This window comes from Variovorax defluvii, assembly GCF_039541515.1.
Taxonomy (GTDB): domain Bacteria; phylum Pseudomonadota; class Gammaproteobacteria; order Burkholderiales; family Burkholderiaceae_C; genus Variovorax; species Variovorax defluvii.
In genome coordinates this window covers 96,720-110,315 of sequence record NZ_BAABGJ010000011.1, presented here as the reverse complement: position 1 = coordinate 110,315, position 13,596 = coordinate 96,720, and the positions used below count along the sequence as shown (strand labels likewise).

The 13,596-nt window shown below is 67.6% G+C and carries 16 protein-coding genes; 12 read left to right on the top strand and 4 right to left on the bottom strand.

Annotated elements, in window-relative coordinates; genetic code table 11:
• The first annotated feature begins 14 nt into the window (after positions 1–14).
• From ABEA07_RS07485 to ABEA07_RS07475, 3 genes are read left to right on the top strand one after another with little or no spacing between them, the layout of a single operon-like run.
• Entirely contained in the window at positions 15–647 is a 633-nt protein-coding gene (locus tag ABEA07_RS07485; RefSeq protein ID WP_345536902.1) for a cytochrome c oxidase assembly protein, read from the top strand.
• Positions 648–649: 2 nt separating this feature from the next.
• Positions 650–856 carry a DUF2970 domain-containing protein gene (locus ABEA07_RS07480; protein WP_345536901.1) on the top strand — a complete coding sequence of 69 codons (207 nt, stop codon included), beginning with the start codon at positions 650–652 and terminating at the stop codon, positions 854–856.
• Between the two features lie 53 nt (positions 857–909).
• Positions 910–1,791, top strand: a complete 882-nt coding sequence (locus ABEA07_RS07475) for a cytochrome c oxidase subunit 3 (RefSeq protein ID WP_345536899.1) — start codon at positions 910–912, stop codon at positions 1,789–1,791.
• A 71-nt stretch (positions 1,792–1,862) separates the two neighbouring features.
• Here the strand turns inward: ABEA07_RS07475 and ABEA07_RS07470 are convergent, their stop codons facing one another.
• Positions 1,863–2,084, bottom strand: a complete 222-nt coding sequence (locus ABEA07_RS07470; RefSeq protein ID WP_345536897.1) for a twin transmembrane helix small protein — start codon at positions 2,082–2,084, stop codon at positions 1,863–1,865.
• 114 nt (positions 2,085–2,198) lie between these two features.
• On the opposite strand from ABEA07_RS07470, the gene ABEA07_RS07465 reads away from it, so the two are divergent.
• Genes ABEA07_RS07465 through ABEA07_RS07440 form a run of 6 tightly spaced genes read left to right on the top strand, consistent with a single transcriptional unit; the run spans position 2,199 to position 7,136 of the window.
• On the top strand, positions 2,199–2,909 hold the full coding sequence (locus ABEA07_RS07465; RefSeq protein WP_345536950.1) for an SURF1 family protein: 711 nt from the start codon (positions 2,199–2,201) through the stop codon (positions 2,907–2,909).
• Positions 2,851–3,576 (top strand): hypothetical protein, encoded by a 726-nt coding sequence (locus tag ABEA07_RS07460; RefSeq protein WP_345536896.1) that lies wholly within the window; start codon positions 2,851–2,853, stop codon positions 3,574–3,576. The genes ABEA07_RS07465 and ABEA07_RS07460 overlap by 59 nt, the downstream gene beginning before the upstream one ends.
• 17 nt (positions 3,577–3,593) lie before the next feature.
• Positions 3,594–4,778, top strand: coding sequence for a COX15/CtaA family protein (locus ABEA07_RS07455; protein WP_345536895.1), 1,185 nt, complete (start codon positions 3,594–3,596; stop codon positions 4,776–4,778).
• A complete protein-coding gene (gene cyoE, locus ABEA07_RS07450; RefSeq protein WP_345536894.1) occupies positions 4,775–5,680 on the top strand; it encodes a heme o synthase in 906 nt (301 codons plus the stop codon). Before ABEA07_RS07455 ends, cyoE begins: the two co-directional genes overlap by 4 nt.
• Positions 5,681–5,688: 8 nt before the next feature.
• Positions 5,689–6,297 carry an SCO family protein gene (locus ABEA07_RS07445; protein WP_345536893.1) on the top strand — a complete coding sequence of 203 codons (609 nt, stop codon included), beginning with the start codon at positions 5,689–5,691 and terminating at the stop codon, positions 6,295–6,297.
• Between the two features lie 11 nt (positions 6,298–6,308).
• Positions 6,309–7,136 (top strand): DNA alkylation repair protein, encoded by an 828-nt coding sequence (locus tag ABEA07_RS07440; RefSeq protein WP_345536892.1) that lies wholly within the window; start codon positions 6,309–6,311, stop codon positions 7,134–7,136.
• 49 nt (positions 7,137–7,185) lie between these two features.
• Here ABEA07_RS07440 and rpoH read toward each other — a convergent pair whose 3' ends face one another.
• The 3 genes from rpoH to ftsY all read right to left on the bottom strand — a co-directional run bounded on the left by rpoH (position 7,186) and on the right by ftsY (position 10,080).
• Positions 7,186–8,121, bottom strand: a complete 936-nt coding sequence (gene rpoH, locus ABEA07_RS07435) for an RNA polymerase sigma factor RpoH (RefSeq protein WP_345536891.1) — start codon at positions 8,119–8,121, stop codon at positions 7,186–7,188.
• A 165-nt stretch (positions 8,122–8,286) separates the two neighbouring features.
• The gene (locus tag ABEA07_RS07430; protein WP_345536889.1) at positions 8,287–8,748 is read right to left on the bottom strand and encodes an Mpo1 family 2-hydroxy fatty acid dioxygenase; all 462 of its coding nucleotides are present in this window, start codon (positions 8,746–8,748) and stop codon (positions 8,287–8,289) included.
• A gap of 48 nt (positions 8,749–8,796) precedes the next feature.
• On the bottom strand, positions 8,797–10,080 hold the full coding sequence (gene ftsY / locus ABEA07_RS07425; protein ID WP_345536888.1) for a signal recognition particle-docking protein FtsY: 1,284 nt from the start codon (positions 10,078–10,080) through the stop codon (positions 8,797–8,799).
• A gap of 29 nt (positions 10,081–10,109) precedes the next feature.
• Between ftsY and ABEA07_RS07420 the strand changes: the two genes are divergently transcribed.
• The 3 genes from ABEA07_RS07420 to ABEA07_RS07410 are packed head-to-tail and all read left to right on the top strand — an operon-like array spanning position 10,110 to position 13,558.
• Positions 10,110–11,567 carry a M16 family metallopeptidase gene (locus ABEA07_RS07420; RefSeq protein ID WP_345536887.1) on the top strand — a complete coding sequence of 486 codons (1,458 nt, stop codon included), beginning with the start codon at positions 10,110–10,112 and terminating at the stop codon, positions 11,565–11,567.
• A gap of 20 nt (positions 11,568–11,587) precedes the next feature.
• A complete protein-coding gene (locus ABEA07_RS07415) occupies positions 11,588–12,931 on the top strand; it encodes a M16 family metallopeptidase (protein ID WP_345536886.1) in 1,344 nt (447 codons plus the stop codon).
• 3 nt (positions 12,932–12,934) lie between these two features.
• A complete protein-coding gene (locus ABEA07_RS07410; protein WP_345536885.1) occupies positions 12,935–13,558 on the top strand; it encodes an RsmD family RNA methyltransferase in 624 nt (207 codons plus the stop codon).
• Positions 13,559–13,596: the final 38 nt, after the last annotated feature.

Genomic DNA, 13,596 nt, shown 5'->3' with positions numbered 1-13,596 from the left:
GGAACGAGGCAACGATGGGCATCGGTCAACGCATCCGCCACGAGAACGTCCGCATGGTCGGCAAGCTGGCCGTGGTGGCCTGCGGCATGTTCGCGTTCGGCTACGCCCTGGTGCCGCTGTACCGCGCCATCTGCGAGATGACCGGCATCAACATCCTGGCGCTTTCGGAACTCGAGGTGCCGGGCGGTGCCAGCGGCGGCAAGAACGTGCGCGTGCCCGACAACACCCAGGTCGACACCAGCCGCACCATCACCGTCGAGTTCGATGCCAACGTGCGCGGCCTCTGGGATTTCAAGCCCGCGCAACGCTCGATGGAGGTCCACCCGGGCCAGCTCAACACGGTGATGTACGAGTTCCAGAACGTGCAGAACCGCCGCATGGCAGCCCAAGCCATCCCCAGCTATGCGCCTCAGCAGGCTGCGCCCTATTTCAACAAGCTGGAGTGCTTCTGCTTCAACCAGTACACGCTCGATGCGGGCGAGAAGAAGCAGTGGCCGGTCGCTTTCGTGATCGATCCGAAGATCTCCAAGGACGTCAAGACCATCACGCTGTCGTACACCTTCTTCGAGGTGGGCGGCAAGACGCCGCCGGCGCCTGTGGCCGCCAATGCCGCTGCATCGGCGCCGATTGCGGAGCCGCGTTCGTGATCATGACAGCGACACCGCCGCGCAAGACCTCCCTGTGGCGCACCGTGAAGGCGGTGGCCTGGGGCTTCTTCGGCGTTCGCAAGAACAGCGCATACCAGGAAGACATCGCCCGGCTTTCGCCGCTGCACATCGTCGCCGTCGGGATCGTCGCCGCCATCCTCTTCGTGGTCGGCCTGATCCTGCTGGTGAAGTTCGTCGTCGCGCCCTGACCAGAGATTCGTGCCCCCCAGATTGAAGTTAAAGAAGAGAACCAGGACCTGATATGAGTTCAACCACCCACGGCACCACGCCCTACTACTTCGTGCCCGGGCCATCGGCCTACCCCGTCATGTCCGCCATCGGCCTGCTCTTTGTCATCTTCGGCGCGGCGCAGTGGATCAACGGGCACCAGTGGGGAGCCTGGTCGCTGTTGCTCGGCATGGTGTGGTGGCTGGGGACGCTCTTCGCCTGGTTCCGCCGCGCCATCGGCGAGAGCGAAAGCGGACAGTACGGCCACAAGGTGGACCTCTCCTACCGCTGGAGCATGAGCTGGTTCATCTTCTCCGAGGTGATGTTCTTCGGCGCCTTCTTCACCGCGCTCTGGTGGGCTCGCACCCATGCGCTGCCGAACCTCGGCAGCCTGGACAATGCCCTGCTGTGGCCCGACTTCAAAGCCGTCTGGCCGACCATGGCGCCCGGTGCCACCGGCTCGCCGGCCGACATCGTCGAGCCCTTCCAGACCGTCGGCCCCTTCTGGCTGCCCACCATCAACACCGCGCTGCTGCTGAGCTCGGGCGTCACGCTGACCATCGCGCACCACGCGCTGCGTGCCGATCACCGTGCACAGGCGATCCGCTTCATGTGGCTCACCGTGCTGCTCGGCGCCACCTTCCTGGGCGTGCAGGGCTACGAGTACTACCACCTCTACACCGAGCTGAACCTCAAGCTCAGCTCCGGTGCCTACGGTTCCACCTTTTTCATGCTGACCGGCTTCCATGGCCTGCACGTGTTCATCGGCATGCTGATGCTTCTGTTCATCACGCTGCGCCTGCGCAGCGGCCACTTCACGCCGGAGCGCCACTTCGGCTTCGAAGGCGCCGCGTGGTACTGGCACTTCGTCGACGTGGTGTGGCTCGGCCTTTACTTCCTGGTTTACTGGCTTTGAGCGGTCCCCACGGCACAACAAAAAAGCGCCGTCAGGCGCTTTTTTCATGGAGGTTGTGGAACGAGCACGACCTACTTGCCGAGCGGGAGCCCTCCCGGCTGGATGTAACCGAGTTTCCAGGCCAGCAGCAGGCAGAGGAACAAAAGCACGGACAGGCCGATCCGAACCGTCAGGGCGCGCACCATTCCGCCGCTCTTGGCGCGGCCCTCGCGCCCATCCCTCAGCATGAAGAACAGCGCGACCACGAGGCTCGCCAGGATGCCGATGAAGGCCAGGGCGACAAGGTATTTCATGACGCCGATTATCGACCGCGGGGACAGGCCCCTGACGTGAGCGATGGCTTGGTCTCGGCCGCGCCGCGTGCCCGTCGCGGCCGCTTCTGGCTCGTCACCCTGGCGGCGGTGGCCATGCTGGCCGCCACCGTTTCGCTCGGCCGCTGGCAGCTGTCCCGCGCCGCGCAGAAGGAAGCCCTGCAAGCGCAGATCGAGGCGCGCAAGAACCTGCCGCCCCTCACCGAGGGCGAATTCCTCGCGCTCGACCCGGCCACCGAGGCCATGCACCGGCCGGTCCGCCTGCGCGGGCTCTGGCTGGCGCCGCACACCATCTACCTGGACAACCGCCAGATGCACGGCGTGCCGGGCTTCTACGTGCTCACTCCCTTCGCCATCGAGGACAGCAACCGCACCGTGCTGATACAGCGGGGCTGGGTGCAGCGCAATTTCACGGACCGGACCCAGCTCGCGCCGGTGGAGACGCCGAGCGGCCTGGTCGAGGTCACGGCCCGGATCGCACCGCCGCCCGCCCACCTGCTCGCGCTGGGCAAGGAAGACGCAGCGCCCGCCGCATCCCCGGGGTCTTCGCCCATCCGGCAGAATCTCGACCTGGACGCATACCGGACCGAGACCGGCCTGCCTTTGCGCACCGACGTTTCACTGATGCAGACCGGACCGGCCTCCGAGGGCCTCCAGCGCGACTGGCCGGTTCCCGCGCTGGGCATCGAGAAGCACTACGGCTATGCATTCCAGTGGTTCGGGCTCGCGGCCCTCGTCGTCATCCTCTATGTCTGGTTTCAATTCATCGCCCCCTACCGCCGCGCGCGCCGTGTCCGCCGTGGCTGACGAGCCGCTGGGCCTGACGGTGCACTCGATGCCTTCGCCACGCCAGGCGCTGGATGGCGCGGAGGGCCGGCGCACGGTGCTGGGCCGCTGGAAGATGATCCTGGTCATGCTGTGCTGTGCATCGCCGGTCATCGCGTCCTACTTCACCTACTACGTGATCCGGCCCGAGGGGCGGCGCGTCTACGGCGAACTGATCGACCCGCAGCGAGCCTTGCCCGACATCGTGGCGACCACGCGCGAGGGCGCGCAGGTGCCACTCGGCTCGCTCAAGGGACAATGGCTGCTGGTCGCGGTCGCCGATGCGGCGTGCGACACGCTGTGCGAGCAGCAGCTCTACCTGCAGCGGCAATTGCGCGAAAGCCTGGGTCGCGAAAAGGATCGTCTCGACCGCGTCTGGCTGGTCAGCGACGCGGCGCCCGTGCCCTCACGCCTGGACAACGCTCTGCGTGGCGCGACCGTGCTGCGCGTGCCGGCGGCACAGCTCGCCCAGTGGCTGACCCCGGCGTCCGGGCACGCACTGGCAGAGCATTTCTATGTGGTCGATCCCATGGGCAACTGGATGATGCGCTTCCCCGCCCGCATGGATACCGCAGGTGCAGGCCGTGCGAAGCGCGACCTCGATCGCCTCCTTCGCGCCTCCTCCTCCTGGGACGAGCCCGGCCGCTGAGGGGGCCACCACAGCCCATGGACACGACCTCGCTTTACGACCTCACACCCATTGCATGGCTGCTGGCGGTGGGCGTGCTGCTGGCGCTGGGGCCGCTCTACTGGGTCTGGCGCCGCAGCGCCGGCCATGGCGCGGCCCGCCGCCTGCACCTGCTGACAGTGCTCACGCTGTTCCTGACCTTCGATCTCACCCTGTTCGGTGCCTTCACCCGCCTCACCGACTCCGGTCTGGGCTGCCCCGACTGGCCCGGCTGCTACGGCAACGCCAGCCCCCTGGGTGCACGCCATGAGATCGCGATGGCCGAGGCTGCTCAGCCCACCGGCCCGGTCACCCACGGCAAGGCCTGGGTGGAGATGGTGCACCGCTACCTGGCGACCGGTGTCGGTTTCCTGATCTTCGTGCTGGCGATCGCCACCTGGGTGGCGCGGCGGAACCAGCGCCATGCGGAGCATGCGCGCGAACGCCCCCTCAGCGCCTGGTGGCCCGCCGCCACCCTCGTGTGGGTCTGCCTGCAGGGCGCCTTCGGCGCGCTGACCGTGACCTGGAAGCTCTACCCGGCGATCGTCACGCTGCATCTTCTCGGCGCCGTGGTCCTGCTGGCGCTGCTGTGCATTCAGGCGGTGCGCTACAAGCAGGCTGCGGCCGACCGGCAGCCCGTGCCGGTATCGCCGGCGCTGCGCGTGTTGCTCTTCGGGGTGAGTGCGTTGCTGCTCGTGCAGATCGCGCTCGGCGGCTGGGTCAGCACCAACTATGCGGTCCTGGCCTGCACCCAGTTCCCCAGTTGCCAGGGCAGTTGGTGGCCACCGATGAACTTCGCCGATGGCTTCCACATCTGGCGTTCGCTCGGCGAGGGGGGCGACGGCGCGCCGATCGACTTCGCTGCGCTCACGGCGATCCATTACGTGCATCGTCTCATGGCTTACCTGGTCTTCCTCGCGATCTTCCTGTTGGTCTGGCAATTGCGCCGCAACACGTCTCTGCGCCCACACGCCCGGTGGCTGGCCGCACTGGCACTGCTGCAGCTCGCCACGGGCCTTGGTAACGTCCTGCTGGGCTGGCCTCTGGTCGCGGCCGTGCTGCACACCGGCGGCGCGGCGGCGATGGCAGTGGTGCTGACGTGGGCGCTGTGCGACAGCCGGCGCGCCGGTATGCGCGTTCCGGTGGGTTCGGCGACGCGTGGCGCCGGGATGGAGGCGGCATGACCACCAAGGCCACAGTCCACAGCCATGGCGCGGCCAGCGTGATGCGCCAGTTCTACGTGCTCACCAAGCCGCGTGTGGTGCAGCTGATCGTCTTCTGCGCGCTCATCGGCATGGTGCTGGCGGTGCCGGGCCTGCCCAGCCTGGCCGAGGCGCAACGCATCGTGGTGGCCAGCCTCGGTATCTGGCTGGTCGCGGGCGCCGCGGCCGCGTTCAACTGCATGGTGGAAAAGGGTATCGACGCCAGGATGAAGCGCACCGCCTGGCGCCCCACGGCGCGCGGCGAACTCAGCGACAGGCAGGCGCTGCTGTTCTCGGCGCTGTTGTGTGCCGTGGGCTCGGCCATGCTGTGGTTCGCGGTGAATCCGCTCACCATGTGGCTGACCTTCGCGACCTTCGTCGGCTATGCGGTGATCTACACCGTCATCCTCAAGCCTTTGACGCCGCAGAACATCGTGATCGGCGGTGCCTCCGGCGCCATGCCGCCGGTGCTGGGCTGGGCCGCGATGACGGGGGAAGTCGGGCCCGAGGCGCTGATCCTTTTCCTCATCATCTTCCTGTGGACGCCGCCGCACTTCTGGGCGCTCGCGCTCTACCGCGTCGAGGACTACCGCAAGTCCGGCCTGCCGATGCTGCCGGTCACGCACGGCAACGAGTTCACGCGGCTGCAGGTATTGCTCTACACATTCATCCTCTTTGCCGCCTGCCTCATGCCTTTCATTTACGGCATGAGCGGCTGGCTGTACCTGGCGGTTGCCGTGGCCGTGAGTGCCGGCTTCACCAGCTATGCCTTCGCCTTGTGGCGCAGCTACTCGGACCAACTGGCGCGCAAGACCTTCCGCTTCTCGCTCATCCACCTCAGCGTGCTCTTCGCGGCGCTGCTGATCGACCACTACCTGCGATGAAACAATCGATGAACAAGCGGCAGGCGCTGCGGCTGATGGGCTGGACCGGGCTCGCCGCCGCGGCCGGGCTTGGCCTGGCGGCCTGCTCGGAGAACAAGCCCAGCTTCAACGCCGTCGACATCACAGGGGCGGACTATGCCAAGGGCTTTTCGCTCACCGATGCCGAAGGAAAGCAGCGCACGCTGGCCGACTTCAAGGGCAAGGTGGTCGTGATGTTCTTCGGCTACGCCCAGTGCCCCGATGTCTGTCCGACCACGATGACGGAGATGGCGCAGGTCAAGCAGCAACTCGGCAGCGACGGCAACAAGCTGCAGGTGGTCTTCGTCACGGTCGACCCCGAGCGCGACACGCCCGAGGTCATGAAGGCCTACATGAGCGCGTTCGACCCGGCCTTCGTTGCCCTCATCCCCACGCCGGAGCAGCTGGCCGCGTTGGCCAAGGACTACAAGGTCTACTACAAGAAGGTCGAAGGCAAGACGCCGACCAGCTATTCGATGGACCACTCGGCCGCCAGCTTCGTCTACGACACCGAGGGCCGCCTGCGGCTCTATGCGCGCTATGGCGCGGGCGTGCCGGCCATGGTGTCGGACGTGAAAATGCTGCTCAAGTCTTCCTGAGGCGCGCGGCTGTGGTTGTGGCGGGCGTCGAACACCTGAGGCAGCGCAAGGGCGCCTCTCGCATCGCCCTGATCCCGCCTGAGGTGCTGGAGGCGCTCAACGACGGGCTCCTGGAGACGGTCAACCTCAACGAGTTCATGGCGCTTGAACTGCCACGTCTCGCGCGCAGCGTGGCCGCGCACCTGGGCCTGGATCCCCAGAGCGAGCGCTTGGTCGACACCTTGGCAATGCTGTCGGCCTTCAAGCCCCTGCAGCGTCACGGCCACATCTCGCGGGCGCTCTACGACCTGACGGCGCTGCATGCCGAACGTGATGCGGTGGCACATCGGCTGGCCACGCACCCCAGCGATGTGGCGCGCTGCTGGGCGACGCAGTGGGTCCCACTGTCGGGGCTGGCGCTCCCGGCGCAGTTGGTGGCGGTGCGCCGCTTCGCTGCCGATCCGCATTTCGGCGTGCGAGAGATGGCCTGGATGGCGGTGCGCGACTCGACCATCGCTTCGCTCGATGAGGCGCTGGCGCTACTGCAGCCCTGGGTGCTCGATCCCGATCCGAACATTCGCCGCTTCGCCAGTGAATTGACCCGGCCCCGCGGCGTTTGGTGCGCCCAGATCGAGCGGCTGAAGGCCGAGCCCTGGCTGGCTCAGCCGCTGCTGGAGGCCTTGCGGGCGGATCCCAGCCGCTATGTGCAGAACTCGGTCGCGAACTGGCTGAACGATGCCAGTCGGACCCAGCCCGAATGGGTGGAAGAAACCTGCTCGCGCTGGCTGGAAGGGCCCGAGACGCCGCTGCAGACCCGATACATCGTCCGGCGGGCGTTGCGTACGCTGGCGAAGCCATAAGAAAAGCCCGGCAGGCCGGGCTTTTGTCGGATGGAAAAAGGAGGCTGGATCAGGCGAAGTCTGCCAGCGCCTTCTTCATCTTCTTCATTGCCGCCACTTCGATCTGGCGGATGCGTTCGGCGCTGACCTTGTAGACCTCGGCCAGCTCGTGCAGCGTCATGCCGCCGGAGCCGTCGTCGTTGACCTTGAGCCAGCGCTCTTCCACGATGCGACGGCTGCGGTCGTCCAGCGTCGCCAGGGCGGTGGAGATGCCGTCTGTCGACAGGCGGTCGCGCTGGCGCGATTCGAGCTGGGCCGTCGGCTCCTGCGAGGCGTCCGCCAGGTAGGCGATAGGGCCGAAGCCTTCATCGCCGTCATCCGACGGGCTCGGGTCGAGCAGCACGTCGCCGCCCGACATGCGAGTTTCCATCTCCAGCACTTCCTCGGGCTTCACATTCAGGCGGCTCGCGACCTGGGAAACCTCGTCCGAACTCAAGGTGTCGCGGTGCGTGTCGCCGTCGGCGGAATCGGCCTTGAAGCCCTGCTTCATCGAGCGCAGGTTGAAGAACAGCTTGCGCTGCGCCTTGGTCGTAGCAACTTTGACCATGCGCCAGTTCTTCAGGATGTACTCGTGAATCTCGGCCTTGATCCAATGCATCGCGTAGCTGACCAAGCGCACACCCTGATCGGGGTCGAAGCGCTTGACCGCCTTCATCAGGCCGACATTGCCCTCCTGGATCAGGTCGCCATGCGGCAGGCCGTAACCCAGGTACTGGCGGGAAATGGAAATGACCAGGCGCAGGTGAGACAGGATCAGCGCACCCGCGGCTTCGAGATCGTTGTGGTCGCGCAGACGCCGGGCATAGGTCTGCTCTTCCTCCTGCGTCAACAAGGGCAGGCGGTTGGCGGCCGAAATGTAGGCGTCCAGGTTACCCAGCGAAGGCACCATCGACCAAGGATTGGCGACGGCGAGCTGGTTGGCGGGGGCTCCGGACAAGACTGTCATTGAGGAAACTCCTTCGTTCAAAGGCATATTAGCACTCGATTGGAGGGAGTGCTAAGCAAAGGGTTCCCCTGCGCTGCCAATGGAAACAATAGTCGCAGGCTATTCCGGCCATGCTGGCGCGACACGTAGGACAGCGGCTGAAGGGGCCGCGCGGCGTGTCTCGCCCTACCAGCGCACCCCGAGCCGGATAAAGAGCCTGGAGAGTACGAACAGGGGGCCGACCCAGAGGTACTGGATGTCCTCGAAGAAGGAGGGCTTCCTGCCTTCGATCTTGTGGCCGACGAACTGAAAGATCCACGCCACGACGAAAATGGTGGCGCAGATCGGAACCACAAGGTCCCCCATGGCATGGACCGCGGCCAGCGCCACGGCGGTGCATGCCACCATGGCCAGCACGAAGGGCAGGGAGCGCAGCATCAGGTAGTACACCAGGCTGGCGGCTACGAAGGCGTAGGCCACCCAGGGGTGCAAGCCGAACAGCAGGCCGAGGAGGCTGAGCATGATCGCCGGGATCGCCGCCATGTGGATCGCCTCGTTGGTCGGATGCTGGTGGCTTTCGCCGTAGTGGGCAAGGAGGCGGTCGACCTTGCGGTCGGTGCCCGACAGGGGGGGGGCGGCGGTGTGCATGGCTATTCCTGAGGCTCGGCGGCCGGCGGGGAGGATGCCAGACCGGCCCTATCCCATCAAGGCCTGGGCGAACTCACGTGCATTGAAGGTCTCCAGGTCCTCCAGCTTCTCTCCGACGCCGATGAAGTACACCGGGACCGGCCGCTCGCGGGCGATGGCGCACAGCACGCCGCCCTTGGCGGTCCCGTCCAGCTTGGTGATGACCAGCCCGGTCAGGCCCAGCGCCTCGTCGAAGGCCTTGACCTGGGCCAGTGCGTTCTGGCCGGTGTTGCCGTCGATGACCAGCAGCACCTCGTGGGGCGCCGTGGCTTCGGCCCGGGTGACGACGCGCTTGATCTTCTTGAGCTCGTCCATCAGGTGCAGTTGGGTAGGCAGCCGGCCGGCCGTGTCGACCAGCACCACGTCCTTGCCGCGTGCCTTGCCGGCGTTGACGGCATCGAAACTCACCGCGGCCGGGTCGCCGCCCTCCTGGCTCACGATCTCTACCGTGTTGCGGTCGGCCCAGACCAGCAACTGTTCCCGCGCCGCCGCGCGGAAGGTGTCTGCGGCCGCCAGCAGCACTGCCGCACCCTCGTTGGACAGGTGCCGGGTCAGCTTGCCGATCGAGGTGGTCTTGCCTGCGCCGTTGACGCCCGCCACCATGATCACGGTGGGCGTGTGCTCGCCGATGACCAGCGTCTTCTCGAGCGGACGCAGCAAGTCGGCGATGGCGTCGGCGAGGAGCAGCTTGACTTGCGAGGCCTCGGTCGCCATGTTGCTGCGCACGCGCTTGCGCAGGTCCTCCAGCAGGTATTCGGTGGCCTTGACGCCGGTGTCGGCCATCAGGAGCGCGGCTTCGAGTTCCTCGTAGAGCTCGTCGTCGATCTGGGCGTTGACGAAGGCGGCCGTGATGCCGTTGCCGGTCTTGCGCAGGCCGGCCTTGAGCTTGCCGAGCCAGCTGGTGCGCTCGGGGGCAGGGGCTTCGACTGTTATGGGCGCAAGGGCAGCAATCGGCGGCGCGATCGGGGCGGGCGGGGGCGGCGTTTCAGCCGGTGCGGTCGGCGCCGCAGCGGGCGGCGTGACAGGCGGCGTGACAGGCGGCGTGACAGGCGGCGTGACAGGCGGCGCGACGGGTGGGACGACTGCCGGCGCAACCGGGGGCGGCGCCACAGGAGCCGCTACGGGGACAGGGGGCTCCGCCACCGCGGGCTTGCCGCCGAACCAGGTGGACGGCGAGAACATCGACCTCACGGGCGCAGGCGGCTCTGCGGGCGCCTCCGCCTGCGGGGCGGCTGGGGCCGGCGTCGGTGCAGGACTTTCGGCCGGCGGCTTTTTCTTGAAGAAACTGAACATCGGAGCGTTTTTACAATCCGAGCCATTCTATGAAACACCCCTCGCCACGCCGCGCTGCGTCTGGTGCGGTGCTGGCTTCGGTGCTGATGGCGCTGTGGGCCGGCCCCGCGCTGGCGCAGACCCCTCCTGCGCCTGCCACCGACGCGCCGGCCGCAAGTCCAGCCACCCAGGCTCGCCAATTCACCCTTGCCAACGGCATGACCCTGATCGTCAAGCCGGACCGCCGTGCCCCGACGGCCGTGCAGATGGTCTGGGTCCGGGTCGGTTCCGTCGACGAGGTCGACGGCACCTCCGGCGTGGCGCACGTGCTCGAGCACATGCTGTTCAAGGGCACGAAGACGCTCAAGCCCGGCGAGTTCTCGCGCCGCGTGGCAGCGCTGGGCGGGCGCGAGAATGCCTTCACCACGCGCGACTACACCGGCTACTACCAGCAGATCCCGGCCGACAAGCTGGAGCAGGTGATGGCGCTGGAGTCCGACCGCTTCGCCAACAACCAGTGGCCGGACGAGGAGTTCAAACGCGAGATCGAGGTGGTCAAGGAGGAGCGCCGCCTGCGCACCGAGGACCAGCCGCGCGCGCTCCTCGGCGAGCAGCAGAACGCCGCCGTCTTCATCGCTTCGCCCTACCAACGCCCCGTGGTCGGCTGGATGAGCGACCTCGACGCGATGACCCCGGCCGATGCCCGTGCCTTCTACGAGAGATGGTACGTGCCGGCCAATGCAGCGGTGGTGGTGGCCGGCGATGTCGATGTCGACAGGGTGCGCGCCCTCGCCGAGAAGTATTACGGTCGCATTCCCGGCCGTGCGGTGCCCGAGCGCAAGCCTCGTATCGAGCCGCCGCAGCGCGGCATCCGGCGCATCGAGTTCAAGGCGCCGGCCGAGCAGGCCTACGTGTCCCTGGCGTTTCGCGTGCCGCAGATTCCGGCCACCGACCAGTTCGACGGCGCGAGCGATTCCTATGCCCTGCTGGTGCTGTCCGCCGTGCTCGACGGCTATCCTGGCGCGCGGTTGGACCGTGCGCTCACCCAGGGACCGGATCGGGTGGCCGATGGGGCCGGTGCCTACGCCGGCTTCGTCGGCCGCGGTCCGCAGCTTTTCGTGCTGGATGGCGTGCCCGCCGCGGGCAAGACGCCGGAGGCGGTCGAGGCCGCCCTGCGCGCGCAGGTCGACAAGATCGCCCGTGAAGGCATCGGCGAGGCCGAACTGGCCCGGGTCAAGACCCAATGGACCGCCAGCGAAACTTACAAGCTCGATTCCGTCATGGCGCAGGCACGCGAACTCGGCAGCAACTGGATCCAGGGCCTGCCGCTCGACGCCAGCGCGCGCATGATCGCGCGGCTGCAGAAGGTCACGGCGGCCGAGGTGCAGGCCGTGGCCGCCAGGTACTTCGGCGACGACCAGTTGACCGCCGCAACGCTGCGACCGTTGCCGCCCGATCCCCAGCGCCGCGGACGCGGCTTCGCTGCGCCCGCGGGAGACCTGCGATGAAGACGACGAGCCGGTGCATCATGCAGAATCTTCGAAACCCCACCCGGCCCCTGGTGTGCCTCGCCTTCGCGCTGGCGGCGGCCGCAGCGCAGGCCGCTGTCCCGATCGAGCAATGGACGCTGTCCAACGGTGCCAAGGTTTACCTGGCCGCTACCGACGCCCTGCCCATCGTCGACGTGCAGATCGACTTCGACGCCGGCAGCCGGCGCGACCCCGCGGCGCAGGCCGGGCTGGCCGGCGTGACCGCCGGCATGGTCGAAAAGGGCATTCGCGCGAACGGCAGCGACCCCGCGATGGACCAGAACGCCCTGGGCGAGGCTTGGGCAGACCTCGGCGCCAACTTCGACGCCAGCGCCGGCACGGACCGCATGAGCTTCTCGCTGCGCACGCTCGCCACGCCGGCCTTGCTCGACAAGGCGGTGCGCCTGGCCGCGCGCGAGATCGGCGAGCCTTCCTTCCCGGAAGACGTGTGGCAGCGCGAGCGCGAGCGGCTCAATGCCGCCATCCGCGAGGCCAACACCAAGCCCGCGACCCTGGCCAGCCGGACCTTCGGCCAGGCCGTCTACGGCAGCCATCCTTATGGGCAGGACGTGACCGAAGCCACCCTCGCACGCATCGACACGGCCGCAATGCGCCAGCGCTACGAGCAACTGATCCAGCCGTGCCGGGCCAAGCTCAGCATCGTGGGCGCCGTCACGCGCGCGCAGGCCGACACGATCGCCGCCGCGCTGCTTTCGCGCCTGCCCGAGCCGGCCGGTACTTGCGCCCCGTTGCCGCCGGCGCCCGAGGTAGCGCCGCTCGCGGCTTCCAAGGAAGAGCGCCTGCCCTTCGACTCGGCCCAGGCCCATGTCTGGATCGGGCAGCCTGGTTATCCGCGCAGCGATCCTGACCATTTCGCCCTCACGCTCGGGAACTACATCCTCGGTGGCGGCGGTTTCGTCTCGCGACTGACCGAGGAGGTGCGCGAAAAGCGCGGCCTGGCCTACAGCGTCTACAGCAGCTTCTCGCCGGGCCTGCATGCGGGTGCCTTCCGCATCGGCTTCCAGACGCGTCCCGACCAGGCCGACGCGGCCGTGAAGGTGGCGCGCGAGGTGGTCGCGAAGTTCGTCGCCGAAGGCCCCACGGCGGCCGAACTCAAGGCCGCCAAGGACAACCTGATCGGCGGTTTCCCGTTGCTGCTCGACAGCAATCGCAAGCTGCTGAGCAACGTCGCCAACATCGCCTGGAACGACCTGCCGCTCGATTACCTCGAGACCTGGACCGCCCGCATGAATGCCGTCACCGTGGCCGACATCAAGGCCGCCTTCGCGCGCAAGCTGCAGCCTGATCGCATGGTGACGGTCGTCGTCGGCGCAAGGCCCTGAACCGTGGCGACCACGACCAAGCAGAAGCACGGCGCGCGTCGCCACGAACTCCGCATCATCGGCGGCGAATGGAAGCGCACGCGGCTCGCCGTGGTCGACAAGCCCGGCCTGCGCCCCACGCCCGACCGGGTGCGCGAAACCCTCTTCAACTGGCTCGCCAGCCTGGCGGGTGCCAGCGGCGGCGAACTGCCCGGGTGGCATTGCGTCGACGTCTTCGCGGGCACCGGTGCGCTCGGCTTCGAAGCGGCGTCGCGCGGTGCCGCCTCGGTGCTGCTGTGCGAGCAGGATGCCGCGCTGATCGCGCAGATGCAGGCTCTGAAGACGAAGCTCGACGCCGAGGCCGTGCGCATCGAGCGCGGCAACGGCGTGACGGCCCTGGAGCGCGTACCGGCGGGTAGCGTGCATGCCGTGTTCCTCGACCCGCCTTTCGACCACCCGCAGCTCTACGAACCGGCGCTGCGCGCCGGGGTACGTGCGCTGCGTCCCGACGGCGTGGTCTACCTCGAGGCGGCACGCCGCTGGGGTGACGATGAGCTCACCGATTTCGGTCTCACGCCCTGCCGTCATCTCAAGGCCGGTGCGGTGCATGCCCATCTCCTGGTGCGCGTGTCCGGCAGCACTGCATAATCCGCCCGAACCCGGCCGCATCGGCTGCACCAGAGGAA

What these genes read in the sequence shown, in the direction of transcription:
- ABEA07_RS07485 (WP_345536902.1), top strand. Translation starts at nt 15, where the DNA reads ATGGGCATCGGTCAACGCATCCGCCACGAGAACGTCCGCATGGTCGGC.
- ABEA07_RS07480 (WP_345536901.1), top strand. Translation starts at nt 650, where the DNA reads ATGACAGCGACACCGCCGCGCAAGACCTCCCTGTGGCGCACCGTGAAG.
- ABEA07_RS07475 (WP_345536899.1), top strand. Translation starts at nt 910, where the DNA reads ATGAGTTCAACCACCCACGGCACCACGCCCTACTACTTCGTGCCCGGG.
- ABEA07_RS07470 (WP_345536897.1), bottom strand. Translation starts at nt 2,084, where the DNA reads ATGAAATACCTTGTCGCCCTGGCCTTCATCGGCATCCTGGCGAGCCTC.
- ABEA07_RS07465 (WP_345536950.1), top strand. Translation starts at nt 2,199, where the DNA reads ATGCTGGCCGCCACCGTTTCGCTCGGCCGCTGGCAGCTGTCCCGCGCC.
- ABEA07_RS07460 (WP_345536896.1), top strand. Translation starts at nt 2,851, where the DNA reads ATGTCTGGTTTCAATTCATCGCCCCCTACCGCCGCGCGCGCCGTGTCC.
- ABEA07_RS07455 (WP_345536895.1), top strand. Translation starts at nt 3,594, where the DNA reads ATGGACACGACCTCGCTTTACGACCTCACACCCATTGCATGGCTGCTG.
- cyoE (WP_345536894.1), top strand. Translation starts at nt 4,775, where the DNA reads ATGACCACCAAGGCCACAGTCCACAGCCATGGCGCGGCCAGCGTGATG.
- ABEA07_RS07445 (WP_345536893.1), top strand. Translation starts at nt 5,689, where the DNA reads ATGAACAAGCGGCAGGCGCTGCGGCTGATGGGCTGGACCGGGCTCGCC.
- rpoH (WP_345536891.1), bottom strand. Translation starts at nt 8,121, where the DNA reads ATGACAGTCTTGTCCGGAGCCCCCGCCAACCAGCTCGCCGTCGCCAAT.
- ABEA07_RS07430 (WP_345536889.1), bottom strand. Translation starts at nt 8,748, where the DNA reads ATGCACACCGCCGCCCCCCCCCTGTCGGGCACCGACCGCAAGGTCGAC.
- ftsY (WP_345536888.1), bottom strand. Translation starts at nt 10,080, where the DNA reads ATGTTCAGTTTCTTCAAGAAAAAGCCGCCGGCCGAAAGTCCTGCACCG.
- ABEA07_RS07420 (WP_345536887.1), top strand. Translation starts at nt 10,110, where the DNA reads ATGAAACACCCCTCGCCACGCCGCGCTGCGTCTGGTGCGGTGCTGGCT.
- ABEA07_RS07415 (WP_345536886.1), top strand. Translation starts at nt 11,588, where the DNA reads ATGCAGAATCTTCGAAACCCCACCCGGCCCCTGGTGTGCCTCGCCTTC.